This window comes from Pseudomonas sp. HP_12 (assembly GCF_055283955.1).
The window spans coordinates 122,481-140,804 of the sequence record NZ_JBTOQG010000061.1 but is presented as its reverse complement, the minus strand read 5'-3'; the positions used below and the strand labels follow the sequence as shown (position 1 = coordinate 140,804).

The 18,324-nt window shown below is 60.3% G+C and carries 15 protein-coding genes; 12 read left to right on the top strand and 3 right to left on the bottom strand.

Annotated elements, in window-relative coordinates; genetic code table 11:
• Nucleotides 1-144: 144 nt before the first annotated feature.
• Complete coding sequence (gene bioB / locus ACYASU_RS25630) at nucleotides 145-1,200, bottom strand: biotin synthase BioB (RefSeq protein ID WP_192173140.1); 1,056 nt, start codon at nucleotides 1,198-1,200, stop codon at nucleotides 145-147.
• A 110-nt stretch (nucleotides 1,201-1,310) separates the two neighbouring features.
• Here bioB and ACYASU_RS25625 point away from each other — a divergent pair, with 110 nt between their 5' ends.
• The 5 genes from ACYASU_RS25625 (at nucleotide 1,311) to rarD (ending at nucleotide 7,188) form a co-directional block, all read left to right on the top strand.
• Nucleotides 1,311-2,045, top strand: coding sequence for a phosphoribosyltransferase family protein (locus tag ACYASU_RS25625; RefSeq protein ID WP_463584482.1), 735 nt, complete (start codon nucleotides 1,311-1,313; stop codon nucleotides 2,043-2,045).
• Nucleotides 2,046-2,136: 91 nt separating this feature from the next.
• The gene (locus ACYASU_RS25620) at nucleotides 2,137-2,901 is read left to right on the top strand and encodes a TOBE domain-containing protein (RefSeq protein ID WP_463584481.1); all 765 of its coding nucleotides are present in this window, start codon (nucleotides 2,137-2,139) and stop codon (nucleotides 2,899-2,901) included.
• A gap of 103 nt (nucleotides 2,902-3,004) precedes the next feature.
• Nucleotides 3,005-4,918, top strand: a complete 1,914-nt coding sequence (locus ACYASU_RS25615) for a PhoX family protein (RefSeq protein WP_463584480.1) — start codon at nucleotides 3,005-3,007, stop codon at nucleotides 4,916-4,918.
• A gap of 346 nt (nucleotides 4,919-5,264) precedes the next feature.
• Nucleotides 5,265-6,239 (top strand): serine/threonine protein kinase, encoded by a 975-nt coding sequence (locus ACYASU_RS25610; RefSeq protein ID WP_463584479.1) that lies wholly within the window; start codon nucleotides 5,265-5,267, stop codon nucleotides 6,237-6,239.
• Nucleotides 6,240-6,294: 55 nt separating this feature from the next.
• Nucleotides 6,295-7,188 (top strand): EamA family transporter RarD, encoded by an 894-nt coding sequence (rarD, locus tag ACYASU_RS25605; RefSeq protein WP_463584478.1) that lies wholly within the window; start codon nucleotides 6,295-6,297, stop codon nucleotides 7,186-7,188.
• 59 nt (nucleotides 7,189-7,247) lie between these two features.
• Here the strand turns inward: rarD and ACYASU_RS25600 are convergent, their stop codons facing one another.
• A complete protein-coding gene (locus ACYASU_RS25600; RefSeq protein WP_463584477.1) occupies nucleotides 7,248-7,766 on the bottom strand; it encodes a glycine cleavage system transcriptional repressor in 519 nt (172 codons plus the stop codon).
• A gap of 192 nt (nucleotides 7,767-7,958) precedes the next feature.
• On the opposite strand from ACYASU_RS25600, the gene ACYASU_RS25595 reads away from it, so the two are divergent.
• A complete protein-coding gene (locus ACYASU_RS25595) occupies nucleotides 7,959-8,246 on the top strand; it encodes a hypothetical protein (protein ID WP_463584476.1) in 288 nt (95 codons plus the stop codon).
• Nucleotides 8,239-10,416, top strand: coding sequence for a malate synthase G (locus tag ACYASU_RS25590; protein WP_463584475.1), 2,178 nt, complete (start codon nucleotides 8,239-8,241; stop codon nucleotides 10,414-10,416). Before ACYASU_RS25595 ends, ACYASU_RS25590 begins: the two co-directional genes overlap by 8 nt.
• Before the next feature lie 97 nt (nucleotides 10,417-10,513).
• Here the strand turns inward: ACYASU_RS25590 and ACYASU_RS25585 are convergent, their stop codons facing one another.
• Nucleotides 10,514-10,960 carry a response regulator gene (locus ACYASU_RS25585; protein WP_163022123.1) on the bottom strand — a complete coding sequence of 149 codons (447 nt, stop codon included), beginning with the start codon at nucleotides 10,958-10,960 and terminating at the stop codon, nucleotides 10,514-10,516.
• Between the two features lie 232 nt (nucleotides 10,961-11,192).
• Here ACYASU_RS25585 and ACYASU_RS25580 point away from each other — a divergent pair, with 232 nt between their 5' ends.
• The 5 genes from ACYASU_RS25580 (at nucleotide 11,193) to ACYASU_RS25560 (ending at nucleotide 18,272) form a co-directional block, all read left to right on the top strand.
• The gene (locus ACYASU_RS25580; RefSeq protein ID WP_463584474.1) at nucleotides 11,193-13,127 is read left to right on the top strand and encodes a putative nucleotidyltransferase substrate binding domain-containing protein; all 1,935 of its coding nucleotides are present in this window, start codon (nucleotides 11,193-11,195) and stop codon (nucleotides 13,125-13,127) included.
• 10 nt (nucleotides 13,128-13,137) lie between these two features.
• A complete protein-coding gene (locus ACYASU_RS25575) occupies nucleotides 13,138-13,857 on the top strand; it encodes a 3'-5' exonuclease (RefSeq protein WP_463584473.1) in 720 nt (239 codons plus the stop codon).
• Between the two features lie 159 nt (nucleotides 13,858-14,016).
• A complete protein-coding gene (locus ACYASU_RS25570) occupies nucleotides 14,017-14,535 on the top strand; it encodes an RNA polymerase sigma factor (protein ID WP_463584472.1) in 519 nt (172 codons plus the stop codon).
• Entirely contained in the window at nucleotides 14,532-15,524 is a 993-nt protein-coding gene (locus tag ACYASU_RS25565; protein WP_463584471.1) for a FecR family protein, read from the top strand. The genes ACYASU_RS25570 and ACYASU_RS25565 overlap by 4 nt, the downstream gene beginning before the upstream one ends.
• 312 nt (nucleotides 15,525-15,836) lie before the next feature.
• A complete protein-coding gene (locus tag ACYASU_RS25560) occupies nucleotides 15,837-18,272 on the top strand; it encodes a TonB-dependent siderophore receptor (protein ID WP_463584470.1) in 2,436 nt (811 codons plus the stop codon).
• Nucleotides 18,273-18,324: the final 52 nt, after the last annotated feature.

Here is an 18,324-nt window from a genome sequence, read left to right as displayed (position 1 = left end):
TCCCGCTCGGACGTAGACCTGTGGGAGTGAGCTTGCTCGCGAATAGGACGGCACATTCAGCATGGATGCCGCCTTACCTGACGCATTCGTGAGCAAGCTCACTCCCACAGTGTGTTGCACTCCGACCGGAGGATCGAAGGCGCATCAAACAGCCGCGTCGTAAAACAGCTCGCTGCTTTTCTGCTCGATCAGCGCTTGTTCGATGGCTGCCTGATGCACCTCGTCCGAGTGCTCTTCGCGCGCTTCGGGCTGAATGCCCAGACGCGAGAACAGCTGCATGTCCTTGTCGGATTGCGGGTTGGCGGTGGTCAGCAGTTTGTCGCCGTAGAAGATCGAGTTGGCGCCGGCGAAGAACGCCAGGGCCTGCATCTGGTCATTCATGGCTTCGCGGCCTGCGGACAGGCGCACGTGGGATTGCGGCATCAGGATGCGCGCGACGGCCAGCATGCGGATGAAATCGAACGGGTCGATATCCTCGGCGTTTTCCAGCGGGGTGCCGGCCACTTTCACCAGCATGTTGATGGGCACGGATTCCGGATGCTCTGGCAGGTTGGCCAACTGGATCAGCAGATTGGCGCGGTCGTCCAGGGATTCACCCATGCCCAGGATGCCGCCGGAGCAGATCTTCATTCCCGAATCACGCACGTACGCCAGCGTCTGCAGGCGCTCGCTGTAGGTACGGGTGGTGATGATGCTGGTGTAGAAATCCGGCGACGTGTCGAGGTTGTGGTTGTAGTAATCGAGGCCAGCGTCAGCCAGCGCCTGGGTCTGGTCCTGGTCCAGCTTGCCAAGGGTCATGCAGGTTTCCAGGCCCATGGCCTTGACGCCTTTGACCATCTCCAGCACGTAGGGCATGTCTTTGGCCGACGGATGTTTCCACGCCGCGCCCATGCAGAAACGGGTCGAACCAATCGCCTTGGCGCGTGCGGCTTCTTCCAGCACTTGCTGGACCTGCATCAGCTTTTCTTTTTCCAGACCGGTGTTGTAGTGGCCCGATTGCGGGCAGTACTTGCAGTCTTCCGGGCAGGCGCCGGTTTTGATCGACAGCAGGGTCGAGACTTGCACGCGGTTGGCGTCGAAGTGAGCGCGGTGCACGGTTTGCGCCTGAAACAGCAGGTCATTGAATGGCTGTGTGAACAGCGCCTTGACCTCGGCTAGATTCCAGTCGTGACGCAGGTTGGCATTGATGCTGGCGCTCATGGGCGGCTCCTTGATGTTTTCTGGACGATGACCCGGGCGGCTTTGCCCAGCGGCAAAACCGGAAAGCCCACAGGCGCAACACGGATGTTCGGCATATTTAAGGAAGCGACATGCGCTGTCAACCACATAACGGGCACCAGGTTTACATCTGGTTAAAAAACGAACAGACGTGTCTGTTGTGCGATGAAGCGACTGATTCAAGTACCCCGATCTGCATGCCCTGCGAGCGCGAACTCCCGTGGCTGATTGACCAGTGCGACCGTTGCGCGCTGCCCATGCCGATGTCCGGCCTGACCTGCGGCGCCTGCAATCGCCATCCTCCCGCCTTTAATGACGTCGTCGCTCCGTGGCTTTACGACTTCCCGATCGACGCGCTGGTCACACGCTTCAAGCATCAGCGGAAATGGCCGCTCGGCCGACTGCTGGCGGAGCTGTTGGGCGAGACCCTGCAGCATCGCTTCAACGATGGCATGCGCCGACCCGATTGTCTTATCCCGGTGCCGCTCGCCAAAAAACGGCTGCGCCAGCGAGGCTTCAATCAAGCGGCGATGTTGGCGAACTGGCTCGGCGCGCGGTTGGACTTACCCGTCGATGAGCGCGTTATTCGCCGCGTGAAAGAAACACCTTCGCAGCAGGGTCTGGATGCAAAAGCCAGAAAGCGCAATCTGGCGTCTGCCTTTTCGCTGAGGGACGCCACGCCGATTATCGGCAAGCACCTTGCACTGATCGATGACGTCCTCACCACCGGCTCGACGGCGAATGCGCTGGCAGCACTGTTGATCAAGGCCGGCGCCAGATCGGTGGATGTGTATTGCCTGGCAAGAACGCCGAAGCCCGGGGACTAGCCAGCCAGGAGATCAGGGAATCCGCAGCATTCGGGAGCAAGCCGTTTTGGCTTACACTCCGGCGTCATCACTTCCAGCGCATCCGACCCCTATGTCACTACCGCCTTCCCTCACCCAGCACATGGTCCGTCGCCCGCATCGCATTGCGCTGTTGCAGCACATTGCCGAGCAGGGCTCGATCACCCGAGCGGCGAAAAGCGCCGGTCTGAGTTACAAGGCGACGTGGGACGCCATCGATGAGCTGAACAATCTGGCGCAGAAACCGCTGGTCGAGCGCAGCGTTGGCGGCCGTGGGGGTGGCGGCGCCAAATTGTCGGCCGAAGGCGAGCGGGTGCTGCGGCTTTATCAGCGCCTGCAGGCGTTACAGACTCAGCTGCTGGAAACCTCGGAGGAATCTGACGACCTCGCCCTGCTCAGCCGCTTGATGCTGCGAACCAGCGCTCGGAATCAGCTGCATGGTCAGGTCAGCGGCGTTCGTGCTCAGGGCCGCAACGACATGATCACGTTGCAGCTCGCGGGCGGCTTGTCGATCGAGGCGCAGATCACCCACGACAGCACGCTCCGACTGGGCCTTGAGATCGGCACGGATGTGTTCGCCCTGATCAAGGCCGGCTGGCTGGAGTTAATAGCGCCTGACCAGGCTGAAACAACCGGACACAATTGCCTCACCGGTAATATCGAGGAAATTCTCGACGCCGAGGATGGCCCGAGTGAAGTCAGAATTGTCCTTCCCAGCCACCAGATTCTCTGTGCGGTGGTCGACGCGGACCGGCTGCATGCCTTGCAGCTCAAGGTCGGCGGTGAGATCAAGGTTCAATTTGCGCCCTCAAACATTCTGCTCGGCACGCCGCTTTAAGCGCCGCTTGCACGCAAGACCGACGCCCGACTCGTCATTTGACCGACACAATAACGTCATGAGCACTGCATAGGGTTTTGCCCTAAACCGCAGGGAGCCCGTGATGACGCTATTAAAAGATAACCAATCCACCGACCTCGAAAATATGGTTGGCCTGACCCGACGCGGATTCATCAGCGCGGGCGCCCTGTGCGGCGCGGCGATGTTTCTCGGGGGCAACCTGCTCAGCCGCAGCGTCATGGCCGCCAGTGTCAGCGCTGCCAACGGGACGCTGCTCGGCTTCGACAGCATCCCCTCCTCCACCGCCGACAGCATCAGCCTGCCGCCGGGCTATCGTTCCTCGGTCCTGATCAGTTGGGGCCAGCCGCTGCACACCAACGGCCCGGCCTTCGACCCCAGTGGCAAGGGCACGGCGAAGATGCAGGAGCTGCAATTCGGCGACAACAATGACGGCATGAGTCTGTTTACCTTCCCCGGCGACACGCCGGACACCGCCAGCCGCGCGCTGATGGCGATCAACAACGAATACACCAATTACCGATACCTGTTTGATCACGGCAAAGACCCGCAATCGGCCGAAGACGTGCACAAGGCCCAGGCCAGCGAAGGTGTTTCGGTGATCGAGGTCAAACGCGAAGGTCAGCAATGGGCGTTCGTCCAGGGCTCTAAATACAACCGGCGCATCCACGGCAACACGCCGATTCATCTGAGCGGCCCGGCAGCCGGCCATGAGTGGTTGAAAACCGCCGCCGACAAGACCGGCAAGAACGTCCTCGGGACCTTCCAGAACTGCGCCAACGGCAAGACGCCGTGGGGCACCTATCTGACCTGCGAAGAGAACTTCACCGACTGCTTCGGCAGCAGCGATCCGGCACAGACCTTCGACGCCGCAACCAAACGCTATGGTGTGACGTCCGCCAGCAAAGAAGTGAACTGGCACCTGCACGACCCGCGTTTCGACGTCGCGAAAAACCCCAACGAACCCAATCGCCATGGCTGGGTGGTGGAGATCGATCCGTTCGATCCGAAATCCACGCCGGTCAAACGCACCGCCCTGGGCCGTTTCAAACACGAAAACGCCGCGCTGACCGAAACCAAAGATGGCCGCGTCGTGGTGTACATGGGCGACGATGAGCGCGGCGAATTCATCTACAAATTCATAAGCCGGGACAAGGTCGACCACAAGAACCGTAAGGCCAACCGCGACATCCTCGACCACGGCACGCTGTATGTGGCGCAGTTCGACGCTGGCGACAGCAACCCCGATCACCCGAAAGGCCAAGGCAAATGGATTGAGTTGAGCCACGGCAAGAACGGCATCGACGCGGCCAGCGGTTTTGCCAATCAGGCCGAAGTGCTGATCCATGCGCGCCTGGCGGCAAGCCAGGTGAAAGCGACGCGCATGGACCGCCCTGAGTGGATCGTTGTCAGTCCCAAGGACGGCCAGGTCTATTGCACGCTGACCAACAACATCAAGCGTGGCGATGAAGGGCAGCCAGTGGGCGGGCCAAATCCCCGGGCGAAAAACCAGTACGGGCAGATTCTGCGCTGGCAGGAAACCGGGTCAGATGCAGCCGCCATGGATTTCGCATGGGACTTGTTCGTCGTCGCCGGCAACCCAGGTGTGCATGCAGGAACGCCCCAGGGCGGATCAACCAATATCAATCCGCAGAACATGTTCAACAGCCCGGATGGCCTGGGTTTCGATGCTGCCGGGCGGCTGTGGATTCTGACGGATGGCGACGCCACCAATGCGGGCGACTTCGCCGGCATGGGCAATAACCAGATGCTGTGCACTGACCCGGCCAGCGGCGAGATCCGCCGATTCATGGTCGGGCCGGTGGGGTGTGAAGTGACCGGCATCAGCTTCGCGCCCGACCAGAAAGCGCTGTTCGTCGGCATTCAGCACCCTGGCGAAAACGGCGGCTCGACCTTCCCCGAGCATCTGCCAAACGGCAAGCCGAGGTCCTCGGTGATGGTGATCACGCGGGAGGATGGCGGCGTGATCGGCGCCTAATTTTTGGGAGATCTCCCGTTGTCCAGGCGAGGCGCTATCTCGCTGCAAACACAGCCTCTGTGGGAGTGAGCTTGCTCACGAAGACGGCGATTCAGGCGCTAAAGATGCAGCGGGTGTCCTGGCCTCTTCGCGAGCAAGCTCGACTCCCACATGGACGGTGTTTGCTGCGCGACAGCGCGGCGTTTGGTCGCCGGCATATCTCCCACAACGATCGCGGTCGTCTGTTGATGCAGCCTTCCAATCCGCATCGCAGTTGCGGAAGTGAGCTTGCCACTGTGTCAGGTGTAACACGCCTGAGTTACCATGACTGGCCCGACGCGGCAGCCTGCTGCGCGCAGGAGTTAGCATGGCCCACCCGTTCGCAACACTTACACCTGACCTGGTGCTGGACGCCGTCGAGAGCATCGGCTTTGTCACCGACGCCCGTATTCTCGCGCTCAACAGCTACGAGAACCGCGTCTATCAGGTCGGCATCGATGAACAGCAGCCGCTGATTGCCAAGTTCTACCGGCCCGATCGCTGGACCAACGACGCCATTCTCGAAGAGCACAGCTTCACCGCCGAGCTCGCCGACGTCGAAATCCCGGTCGTCGCGCCCCTCGTGCACAACGGCGAGACCTTGTTCGAGCACGCCGGTTTTCGTTTCACCCTCTTCCCCCGTCGTGGCGGCCGCGCGCCAGAGCCCGGCAACCTTGATCAGCTGTACCGTCTCGGCCAGTTGCTCGGGCGCATTCACGCTGTCGGCGCCACGCGCCCGTTCCAGCACCGCGAAGCCCTTGGCGTGCAGAACTTCGGCCACAACTCGCTGAACTACCTGCTGGACAACAACGTGATTCCCCGCAGCCTGCTGCCGGCCTATGAATCCGTTGCCAAAGACCTGCTCAAGCGCGTGGAAGACGTCTACGCCGCCACGCCCCATCAGAACATCCGCATGCACGGCGATTGCCACCCCGGCAACATGATGACCCGCGACGACATCTTCCACATCGTCGACCTCGACGACTGCCGCATGGGCCCGGCGGTGCAGGATGTCTGGATGATGCTCGCGGGTGATCGTCAGGATTGTCTGAGTCAGTTGTCGGAATTGATGGACGGCTACAACGAGTTTCACGACTTCGATCCCCGTGAGCTGGCACTCATCGAACCGCTGCGCGCGCTGCGCCTGTTGCATTACAGCGCCTGGTTGGCCCGTCGTTGGGATGATCCGGCGTTCCCACACAGCTTTTCCTGGTTCGGCACCGAACGCTATTGGGGCGACCAGGTGCTGGCGCTACGCGAGCAGTTGGCCGCGCTGAACGAAGAGCCGCTGAAGCTGTTCTGAAAACGCTGAACACCCTGCAAGACACCACAACAAGAAACTTGCCGAAGGACCACTCATGCAAGCTGCCAACCCGCGTCGCGGGTACATTCTGGGCCTGAGCGCCTACATCATCTGGGGACTGTTTCCGATCTACTTCAAGGTGCTTGCCAGCGTTCCCTCGCTGGAAATCATCGTCAATCGGGCGATCTGGTCGGCCATCTTCGGCTCGCTTCTGCTGCTGGTCTGGAAGCATCCCGGCTGGTGGCAAGAGCTACGGGATAATCCCAAACGCCTCGCCATTCTCGCCTGCAGCGGTACGCTGATCGCCGCCAACTGGCTGATCTACGTCTGGGCCGTGAACAACAACCACATGGTCGAAGCCAGCCTGGGTTACTTCATCAACCCGCTGATCAACGTGATGCTCGGCATGGTGCTGCTGCGGGAAAGATTGCGCCCATTGCAATGGGTAGCGGTGATGCTGGCGTTGATCGGCGTGCTTCAGCAGGTCTGGCAAGTGGGCAGTCTGCCGTGGGTGTCGCTCGCGCTGGCATTCACCTTTGGGTTCTACGGCCTGATTCGCAAAAAAGCGCCGGTGGCGGCGTTGCCCGGGCTGGTGGTGGAGACCTGGATTCTGGTGCCGCTGGCCGTGGGCTGGCTGATGTTCAACCCGCTGGCCCACAGCGCACAGCCGGCGTTCTGGACCACATCGCAAGCGCTATGGCTGGCGGCGGCCGGACCGGTGACCCTCGTGCCGCTGGTGTGTTTCAACGCTGCAGCCAGGCATTTGCCCTACGCGACACTGGGCTTTTTGCAGTACATCGCGCCAACTCTAGTGCTCGCATTGGCGGTTGTGCTGTACGACGAACACATGCCCTCGGCCACCTTGGTGACCTTCGCCTTCATCTGGGCCGGGTTGATCATTTACAGCGTTGACGCCTGGCGCTCGCTACGCAAACGCGCCCAGGCCTGAGCAGGCAAGAGGAATCGCAGCAGGCCCGCCAAAACCGGAGCCTGCAGCGGTGACATCAATTACTCGTCTGTGGGCAGATGTAATTCCACCATCAGGTCATCCGCCAGGGTTTCCAGCCGCTGCTGCAGCACATCCAGTGAAAGATCCATCGGCAATCCCAACTCGGCATGGGCGCGAAACAGCGTTTCGCTGCTCATGGGTGCTGGCTCGACGCTGGTCACCAGATGCTCCAGGTTGACGCCTTGCTCGGTCAGCACGCGAGTGACGTCGCGCACGATCCCGGATCGATCATTGCCCACCAGATCCATGGTGATGTGCCTCCACTCCGGCAAGGATTCCGGAAGGACTTCGGCGAACAGGACGCGGATGCCTTTTGCCGAAAGCCCTTCCAGCGCGCTGCGCAGGGGCTGATGCGCGTCGACCGGTGCGCTGACCCGCAGGATCCCGGCGAACTGCCCGGCCATGTGTGACATACGGCTTTCCAGCCAATTGCCACCGTGATCGGCAATGCAGGCCGCGAGCTGCTCGACCACGCCTGGCTTGTCTGGCGCAGACACCGTGACGATAAGATGATCCACAAACGACTCCTTTTATCCGCAGCGAGTGAGGCCTGTTTAATACCACGCCCCATGGGTTGTGGGGGAAGTATAGGCACGTCTGCCCGGCGCGCAGTGCCGTCACCGTTTCACGAATTTTTGTGTACGATCTTGATAATTATCTGGAACAATCTGCACGTTCTTTGAGAACATCCGACACCGCCGCGTGACCGAATGCCCAAGTCCGGTCGCTCGATGCACATTCAGTCTGATTTTAATGCCGCAACTCATCATGTAGTATCGCTTCGCGTTCACTACATAGATGTCGAATCCAGGCCTGATCCGATGTTCCTGCAAGGCCAAAACCTGTTTAAGCGCTTCATCTCAGGTGCCCGCCGCCCCGCCCAGCCGCCCGCAACGGCATGTTCTGGAAGGGCACGCAGCGACGTCGATGGCTTTAACAAGAAAGCGCTCATGATTGAAGCGCAGATAGCTGAGCAGAGTGAGGCAAGCAATGACTGAACACGTTCAAGTCGGTGGCCTGCGGGTCGCCAACGTCCTGCTGGATTTTGTGAACAACGAAGCCATTCCCGGAACCGGCCTCGACGCCGCTGCATTCTGGGCCGGTGCCGATGCGCTCATCCACGAGCTCGCACCCAAGAACAAAGCCCTGCTCGCCAAACGAGACGAATTCCAGGCGCGTATCGACGCCTGGCATCAGTCCAATGCCGGCAACGCCCACGACGCAGCCGCCTACAAGGCGTTCCTGCTGGAGATCGGCTATCTGCTGCCAGAAGCGGCGGACTTCCAGATCTCCACGCAAAACGTCGACGAAGAAATCGCCCGCATGGCCGGCCCGCAGTTGGTGGTGCCGGTAATGAACGCGCGTTTCGCGCTCAATGCCTCGAATGCCCGCTGGGGCTCGCTGTATGACGCGCTATACGGCACCGACGCCATCAGCGAAGCCGGCGGCGCGGAAAAGGGCAAAACCTACAACCGGGTCCGCGGCGACAAAGTCATCGCCTTCGCCCGAGCGTTTCTGGACGAAGCGGCTCCTCTGGCGGCGGGCTCCCACGTCGACTCCACCGGCTACAAGCTGGTCGATGGCATGTTGATCGTCAGCCTCAAGGGCGGCAGTAACACCGGCCTGCACGATGATGCCCAACTGATCGGTTTTCAGGGCGACGCATCGGCGCCGACCGCGCTGCTGTTCAAGCATAACGGCCTGCACTTTGAACTCCAGATCGACGCGGCGAGCCCGGTCGGCCAGACCGACCCGGCCGGTGTCAAAGACGTGCTGATGGAAGCGGCGCTGACCACCATCATGGACTGCGAAGACTCCATCGCTGCCGTCGACGCCGACGACAAGGTCGTGGTGTACCGCAACTGGCTGGGGCTGATGAAGGGCGATCTGTCCGAAGAAGTCTCCAAAGGCGGCACAAGTTTTACCCGTACGATGAACGCCGACCGCGTCTACACCTCGCCCACCGGCGAACCCGTCACGCTGCATGGCCGCTCGCTGTTGTTCGTGCGCAACGTCGGCCACCTGATGACCATTGATGCGATCCTCGACAATCAGGGCAACGAAGTGCCGGAGGGCATTCTCGACGGCCTGCTGACCAGCCTCGCGGCCATTCACAACCTCAAGGGCAATACCTCCCGCGCCAACAGCCGCACGGGCTCGATGTACATCGTCAAACCGAAGATGCACGGCCCTGAAGAAGTGGCGTTCACCAACGAATTGTTCGGGCGCATCGAAGCGGTGCTGAACCTGCCGCGCAACACGCTTAAAGTCGGGATCATGGACGAAGAGCGTCGCACCACGATCAACCTCAAGGCCTGCATTCAGGCGGCGAGCGAACGTGTTGTGTTCATCAACACGGGTTTCCTGGACCGCACCGGCGACGAGATCCACACGTCCATGGAAGCAGGGCCTGTTGTACGCAAGGCGCAGATGAAAGCGGAAAAGTGGATCGGCGCGTATGAAAATTCCAACGTCGATATCGGTTTGAAATGCGGCCTGCAAGGGCGCGCGCAGATCGGCAAAGGGATGTGGGCGATGCCTGACTTGATGGCCGCGATGCTCGAACAGAAAATCGCCCATCCACTGGCCGGCGCCAACACTGCGTGGGTGCCATCGCCCACTGCCGCTGCGCTGCACGCGTTGCACTACCACAAGGTCGATGTGTTCGCGCGTCAGGCTGAACTCGCCCAACGCGCGCCGGCCTCGGTCGACGACATTTTGACCATCCCGCTGGCACCGAACATCGACTGGACGGCGGAAGAGATTCAGAACGAGCTGGACAACAACTCACAGGGCATCCTCGGGTATGTGGTGCGCTGGATCGATCAGGGCGTCGGCTGCTCGAAGGTGCCGGACATCAACGACATCGGCCTGATGGAGGACCGTGCCACGCTGCGGATTTCCAGCCAGCACATCGCCAACTGGCTGCGCCACGGCGTGGTCAGCGAGCAGCAGGTGCTGGAAAGTCTGAAGCGCATGGCGCCAGTAGTGGACCGTCAGAACGCAGGCGATGCGCTGTATCGCCCGCTCGCGCCGGACTTCGACAGCAACATCGCGTTTCAGGCAGCGGTTGAGCTGGTGATCGAAGGCACGCGGCAGCCCAATGGCTACACCGAGCCGGTGCTGCATCGTCGCCGTCGGGAGTTCAAGGCGAAACACGGGGCGTAATCAGCGCCCAAACAAAAAGGCGGTGTCCACGTAAATGGACACCGCCTTTTTTATTGCACAACTTTCATTGCTTCAACGCAGCCCGAAGGCGGCGTTATCAGGCCATTTCCAGTTCCCGCTTCACCAGTCGCAACAGCTGCTTGGTGTTGATCGGCTTGAGCAGAAAATCCACCACGCTCAGGTGCATGGCATCGATGGCGTCGCGTACGTTGGCGTCGCCGGACACGATAATGATCGGCAACTCCGCACGGTCCGATTCGCGAACCCGACGGATCAGATCCAGCCCGTCGCACGGCGCCATGCGCAGATCGGTGATCAGCAGCGCAATGGACGGCCGGGTCTGCAGCAAGTGCATGGCGCTGGTGCCGCCGGCGGCGGTGATGCAGCTGATGTCATTGAGACTGAGAATTTCGGCCAGAACTTCCCGAGCATCCTTGTCGTCATCGACGATCAACACCCGTTGTGGCGATTGGGACGCAGGCGCGAGCATCACCTCATTGAGGGCTTCGCGCTCTTCATCACTCAAAATACTGTGATCGAACATACCCGTCTCATCTTCCTGTCGACTCCAATTCTGACAGCGCAAGCGATAGATACGCTGCACATCCTGTCGGCTTCATGCCGGGCCCTTGAGCCTCGCGCTAACTGCATCGCTGCGGTATTACACCTTGGTTCGATGCGATTCAACGCCTTCACAGTCACCTAAGACTTACGTCCAATGGGCACTGCCCGATAAGCGGTCGACCATGGGTCAATAAAAACAAGCGGTATCGGTCATGAGCAAAGCGGACGCTTTTACCCAGGCAGGCAAAACAGCCGTTCTGCAGAACATCCACGGCACGATGCAGTTCCTGCAAAAATTCCCGCCCTTCAACCAGATGGAAAACGCCCACCTGGCCTACCTTGTGGAACAGTGTCACCTGCGTTTCTACGCTACAGACGAGAGCATCATCAAGCCTAGCGATGGGCCAGTAGAACATTTTTACATCGTCAAACAAGGCCGCGTAGTAGGCGAGCGCCCCCATTCGGCAAAAGGCGGCACCGAGACCACGTTCGAAATCACCACCGGCGAGTGCTTTCCCCTCGCTGCGCTGCTCGGCGAACGCGCCACGCGAACCGAGCATCTGGCGGCCGAAGACACCTTCTGCCTGCAGCTGAACAAGCAAGCCTTCATCAAGCTGTTCGAGCTCTCGAATGAGTTCCGCGACTTCGCTCTGCGCGGTGTCAGCAGCCTGCTCGATCAGGTGAATCAGCAAGTAAAGCAGAAGGCGGTGGAAACACTCGGCACGCAATACTCACTGAATACGCGACTGGGTGAACTGGCGATGCGTCATCCGGTGACATGCTCCCCCGACACGCCGCTGCGGGAGGCCGTGCGGCAGATGGACGAGCAGCAGGTCGGCAGTATTGTCATCGTGGACGAGGCCAAGGCGCCGCTGGGGATTTTCACGCTGCGCGATCTGCGCCAGGTCGTCGCAAACATCGACGCCGACTTCGGCGCGCCCATCGAACGCAGCATGATTCAGGCGCCGTTCTACCTGAGCCCGGACGCCAGCGCCTTTGATGCCGCCATTGCCATGACCCAGCGGCATATCGCCCACGTCTGTCTGGTCAAGGATCAGCGCCTGTGCGGCGTGGTCTCCGAGCGCGACCTGTTCTCGCTGCAGCGCGTGGACCTGGTGCATCTGGCGCGCACCATCCGCAGCGCGCCGCGCATCGATTCGCTGGCCAACCTGCGCGGCGACATCGTTCAACTGGTGGACCGAATGCTCGCCCACGGTGCCTCGTCCACGCAGATCACTCAGATCATCACGCTGCTCAACGACCACATGGTCTGTCGCGTCATCGAACTTTCGCTGGAAGACAAAGGCGATCCGGGCATAGCTTTCAGCTGGTTGTGTTTCGGCAGCGAGGGTCGGCGCGAGCAGACGCTGTACACCGATCAGGACAACGGCATTCTGTTCGAAGCCAGGGACGCCGCCGAGGCCGCCGAGATTCGCGGCCGGTTGCTGCCCCTCGCCGAGCGGATCAATCAAAGCCTGGCCGTATGCGGATTCGCGATGTGCAAGGGCGGGATCATGGCGAGCAATCCGCAGCTGTGCTTGTCGCGCATCGAGTGGGCGCGGCGCTTCGGCTCGTTCATCCGCGAAGCCACGCCGGAGAACCTGCTGTCGTCTTCCATCTATTTCGATCTACGCGTGGTCTGGGGCGATGAAAGCGGGGGCGATCAATTGCGGCAGAGCATTCTTGCCCAGGTGGCAGACAACGCGTTGTTCCAGCGCATGATGGCCGACAACGCCCTGCGTCAACGGCCGCCGGTGGGCCGCTTCAAGGATTTCGTGGTCGCCCGCAAGGGCAGTGAAAAAGATACGCTGGATCTGAAAACCCAAGGCCTGACGCCATTCGTCGACGGGGCGAGATTGCTGGCGCTGGCCAACGGCGTCGAGGCCTGCAACACCCTGGAAAGGCTGCGTCAGCTGGTGGCCAAAGAGGTTATCGACCCGCTGGATGGTGCGGCGTATGAAGAGGCCTACCACTTCATTCAGCAAACCCGTATGCAGCAGCATCAGCAGCAGAACCGGCAAAACCTGTCGTACTCCAATCGCATCGACCCGGATGTGCTCAATCATCTGGACCGACGCATTCTGCGTGAGTCGTTCCGTCAGGCGCAGCGGCTGCAGACCAGCCTCACCGTGCGCTACCAACTGTAAGCGACTGATCATGAATTTGTTCCGCTGGCTCAGGCCATCCAAACGCGCCGTTGCCCCTGAGCTGACGCCAGAGCAGCAACAGCGCCTGCGCGCCCTGCCCGGCCCGGGCGCGTTGGATCAGAACACGCTGCGCCAGCAACGCTGGGTGGTGGTGGATCTTGAAACCAGTGGGCTGAATCTGCAGCGGGACGAGGTGCTGTCGATCGGCGCAGTGGTCATCGAAGACGGTGCGATCGATCTGGGGCAGCAATTCGAGCGCACGCTGATGCGCAGCGATCACAAACTCAGCCCGAGCGTGTTGATTCACGGGCTGGGGCCCAGCGCGATCGCCGCAGGGAGCGAGCCGGTGGACGCACTGCTGGATTTCATGGCGTTCGTGGGCGACAGCCCGCTGCTGGCGTTCCATGCGGCGTTCGACGAGCACATGCTGGGCCGCGCATTAAAGGAAAGCCTCGACTATCGCCTGCTGCACCCTTTTATTGACGTCGCTCACATCGCGCCTTTCGTTTGCCCGAACGCGAATCTGCGGCAGGCAGGCCTGGACGACTGGACTCGATTCTTCGGGCTCCACGCCGAAGAGCGCCATCACGCCAGCGCCGATGCCCTGGTAACCGCCGAACTCGCGATGATCCTGTTCAGTCACGCCAAGCGACAAGGGATCGAAACCCCGGCACAGCTGGAGCAAGGCGTGGCGAAATGGCGACGGCAGCAGCAATCGCATTCGTTTTAGCGTTTCTCCTCTGGATCCCGTCTCGCCTCACAAATCCAATGGTCGATTCGTACATCAACCGTTCGGCTTCTTCCTACAAGGACCAATTGCCAGCATTGGGCGGCTCTGACACAATCGCGAACAATTCTCGTTAGCCCCTTTGTTCTCCTCGGTGCGCTTGTGTCGTCACTTCAAAGTCCCCAGCAGCAGCTCGTCGGAACGCTCTATCGCGACCATCGCGGCTGGCTGCTGGGCTGGCTAAGACGCAACGTGGCCTGCCCCCATCGCGCCGAAGACCTTAGCCAGGACACGTTCATTCGCTTGCTGGGCCGCGAGCAAATGCTTGAACCCCGCGAGCCCAGAGCCTTTCTGGTTTCGATCGCGAAGGGCTTGTTGTTCGACCACTTCCGTCGGGCCGCGCTGGAACAAGCGTATCTGGACGAGCTGATGCTGATTCCCGAAGGCGAACAACCTTCGCTTGAAGAACAGCAGCTGATTCTCGAAGACCTCAAAGCCATTGATCGCCTGTTGGGCAAGCTGTCCAGCAAGGCGCGCGCCGCCTTTTTGTACAACCGCCTGGACGGCATGCCCCACGCGGAGATCGCCACGAAGCTCGGCGTCTCGGTGCCCCGCGTGCGTCAGTACCTGGCCCAGGGTTTGCGCCAGTGCTACATCGCGCTGTATGGCGAGCCAACATGAGCCGCCTGTCCACCCGACCTGTTTCGTCCCATGTGCTGGACGCCGCCATCGCCTGGCAACTGTGCCTGGACTGCGGCCGGGGCAGTGAGGTCGAGCGCGAAGAGTTCGCCAAGTGGTACGCCGCCAGCGACGAACATGCCCGCGCCTGGATGCAGTTGGGCATGGTCGATCAGCGTTTCGCCGGGACCACTGGCCCGGCACGTTCAGCGCTTTTGCGTTCCCGTGATGGCATGGGCTTGCGGTTGCGCAAGCTGGGCCGCGGGGTGGCAGGGGTCGCGCTGGCGCTGGGCTTGACGGTTTTTCTGGGAAATCGACTGCTGCCGGTGGATTACTGGCTGGCGGATCTGCGCACCGCCACCGGCGAGCAGCGCACCATTCGCCTGTCGGATAACACCCTGATCCGGCTCAACACTCACACCGCGCTGGACGTGCGATTCGACGCCACACAGCGACGGATCGTGCTTCAGGAAGGCGAAATCTTTGTGGAAACCGGGAGCCACAACGACATGCGTCCGTTCATCGTCGAAACCCCCGAAGGACAGATGCGCGCCCTGGGCACGCAGTTTCTGGTCAAACGGCAGACTGACGGCACGCTGTTGAGCGTGCTGCAGTCAGCCGTCGCCGCTCATCCGCAGGCTTCCAGCCACGAACTGGTGCTGCACGAAGGGCAGCAGATGTTGATTCATCGCAACAGCCTCGGTCCCATGCTCGCCCTTGCGCCCGGCACCGGCGCCTGGATGCGCGGCATGCTGGTGGTCGACAACGCCCGCCTGGGAGACGTGGTCGCGGAGCTTGCCCGTTATCGTCAGGGCCATCTCGGCGTGGCGAAGGACGTCGCCGACTTGCGCATTACCGGCAGCTTTCCGCTGACCAACACCGACCTGGCGCTCAAGGCACTGACGCCCACGCTGCCGGTGCAGATCGAGGCGCGGACGCAGTGGTGGGTGACGGTGGTCGGCAGCGAGAAGAAGCCGGCGACTGCGCTGTAATTCGGGTGCCCTCGTGGATGCATGCGATCGCCTGGCCACAGAACTTGTGGGAGTGAGCTTGCTCGCGAAGAAGTCAGTACATCCGCTAAATCTTCCGTAGCTGAAACACCGTCTTCGCGAGCAAGCTCGCTCCCACATGGACCATATTTGATGCGCGAAAGCGCCGCTGTCTGGCAAAGGGTAACTTTCACCCAAGGTCATTGATCACGACCTACTTAGCGCCTGCGCAAATTATTTTCGCCCGGCCCTATCACTTTCCAGATCTCGTCCGGCACATAGGCATTGAGAACCATTTCCATCGAGGTGCCGTTCATGTCCCGCACGCTTCAAACCCTCCTGCGACCGAGTCTGCTGGCTATCGCCGTCGCCATTGCCGCACCGATGCTCAGTGCGCCGCTGATGGCCGCTTCCCAGGCTTCCAGCGTTCGCGCCTACGATCTGCCGGCCGCGCCGTTGTCCACGACGCTGACGCAGATCGCCAGTCAGGCAGGCCTGGCCCTGTCGCTGGATCCGGCACTGGCCGCGGGCCACACGTCGGCGCCGGTTCAGGGTCAATTCGACGCATCAGGCGCGATGGGCCAGGCGCTGCGTGGCACCGGCTTGCAATTGAATCTGACCACGGCAGGGACCTACACGCTGATGGCTGCGCCTGAAGGTGCGATGGCGTTACCGGCGACCAGCATTCAAGGCAGTCAGGAAAGTTTCGAAAGCGCGTGGGGGCCGGCGCAGGGATACGCCGCCAGTCGCACCGCAGCGGGCACCAAAACCGATACTGCACTGGTCGAAGCACCGCGCTCGATTTCGGTCGCGACCCGGCAGCAGATGCAGGATCGCGGCGTGCAAAATCTTGATGATGCTGTGAAGTACATGCCAGGCATTGTTTCCAGCAGTTTCGGCAGTGACACTCGCGCCGACTGGCTGCGCGTGCGCGGTTTCGAGCCGACTCAATTCCTCGACGGTCTGCCCATAGCAAAAGGCGTGTACGCCAATCCCAAACTCGATACCTGGAATCTGGATCGCGTTGCTTTGTTAAGGGGCCCAGCGTCGTCGGTGTACGGCCAGACTCCACCTGGCGGTCTGCTGGATATGGTTAGCCGCCGTCCCCAAGCCGAAGCCAGCCATGAGGTAGAGGTTCAGTATGGCAGTGACAACCATCGCCAGATCGATTTCGCGACCACGGGCAAAATTGACGATGATGGTCAGTTTCTTTACAGCTTAAGCGGTGTAGTCCGAGACAGCGGAACCCAGATCGATCACATCGACAACAAGCGCTATAACATCGCCCCAAGCCTTACATGGAACATCGACCCGGACACCAAGCTGACATTCCTCAGCCAGTTCACGCGTGACGATACGGGCATCACCAGCCAGTTCCGTCCTATTCAGGGTACGAAAATCAGCATGCCCTTCGGCGATATTTCCCACCATAAGAACTTGGGAGATCCTGACTGGGAGTACTACGACCGCACGTTTTACGCGCTAGGTTATGCATTAGAGCATCGCTTCAATGACACATGGCAGTTTCGCCAAAATCTACGCTACACAAAATCAGATCTGTCATTCCAGTCCATCACCCCGGGCTCCTACCCGTTTACCCAAGTTGATGACCTAGGCAATCTGGGATCACGTACTACCACCAGTACGGATGAGGACATCTCCCAGTTCGCCGTGGACAACAACTTGCAAGGTGATTTCACTACCGGAGACGTAGCTCACACCTTGCTGATTGGCTTGGATCAGCAGCGCAGCAACACCAACTACACCTCGATCTTTGGTAGTGCGCCGGGCATCAATGTAAACAACCCTGTGTATGGATTACCCATCACCCGCCCGCCTCGTTCCTCTGCGTTTTACGACTACGATCAGAAAACCGTTCAGACAGGCGTCTATATTCAGGACCAGATGGCTCTCGACCATTGGCGTCTTACCCTCGGTGGACGTGAAGACTGGGTTCACACTGGCACGAAGTTCTTCAATAAAGACGATGCAACCAACACCGAGCGTGACAAAGCCTTCAGCGGGAATGCGGCAATCAGTTATGTGTTCGACTCCGGTTTTGTACCGTACCTGTCTTATGCCGAGTCCTTTCAACCCACCAGCAACGCCACCGCTTCGCCGACTGACTCGTTCAAACCTACGGAAGGAAAGCAATGGGAACTGGGTATCAAGTACCAACCTCCAGGCAGCAATACGCTACTAAGCGCTGCGATCTACGATCTGACACAGAAGAACGTCGCAGTCACAACTACCAACAGTAGTGGGGTCTCGATCACAAGTCAGACGGGAGAGGTGAAGGTGAAAGGCTTAGAGCTGGAGGCAGTCTCCGACCTTACCGACAATTTGAAATTGATTGCCGCTTACACGCTTGCCAAGTCCGATGTGCAAAAAGGTGACTTCAAGGGAAACCGCCTTCAACTGATGCCTAACCAACAAGCCTCGCTATGGACGGACTACACATGGCATGAGGGCGCGCTGGACGGTTTCGGTATTGGCGGCGGAGTGCGCTACACCGGTAACACCTATGGTGATCAGGGCAATACATGGCTTGGCAAGGCTGACGCCTACACGGTGTTCGACGCCGCTGTACATTACGACCTTGGACGACTGGTCAACACGCTCAAGGGCACGACCGTTGCTGTCAAAGCCACCAACCTTTTCGACAAAGACTACATTTCCACCTGTGACAGCTTTTATTGCTACTACGGAGACCAACGAAGCGTGGTTGCCAGCGTGAACTACAAATGGTAATCGTTTAAACTCTCATTACCTGAAACAAGGGCCGCTCCCACACAGCGGCCTT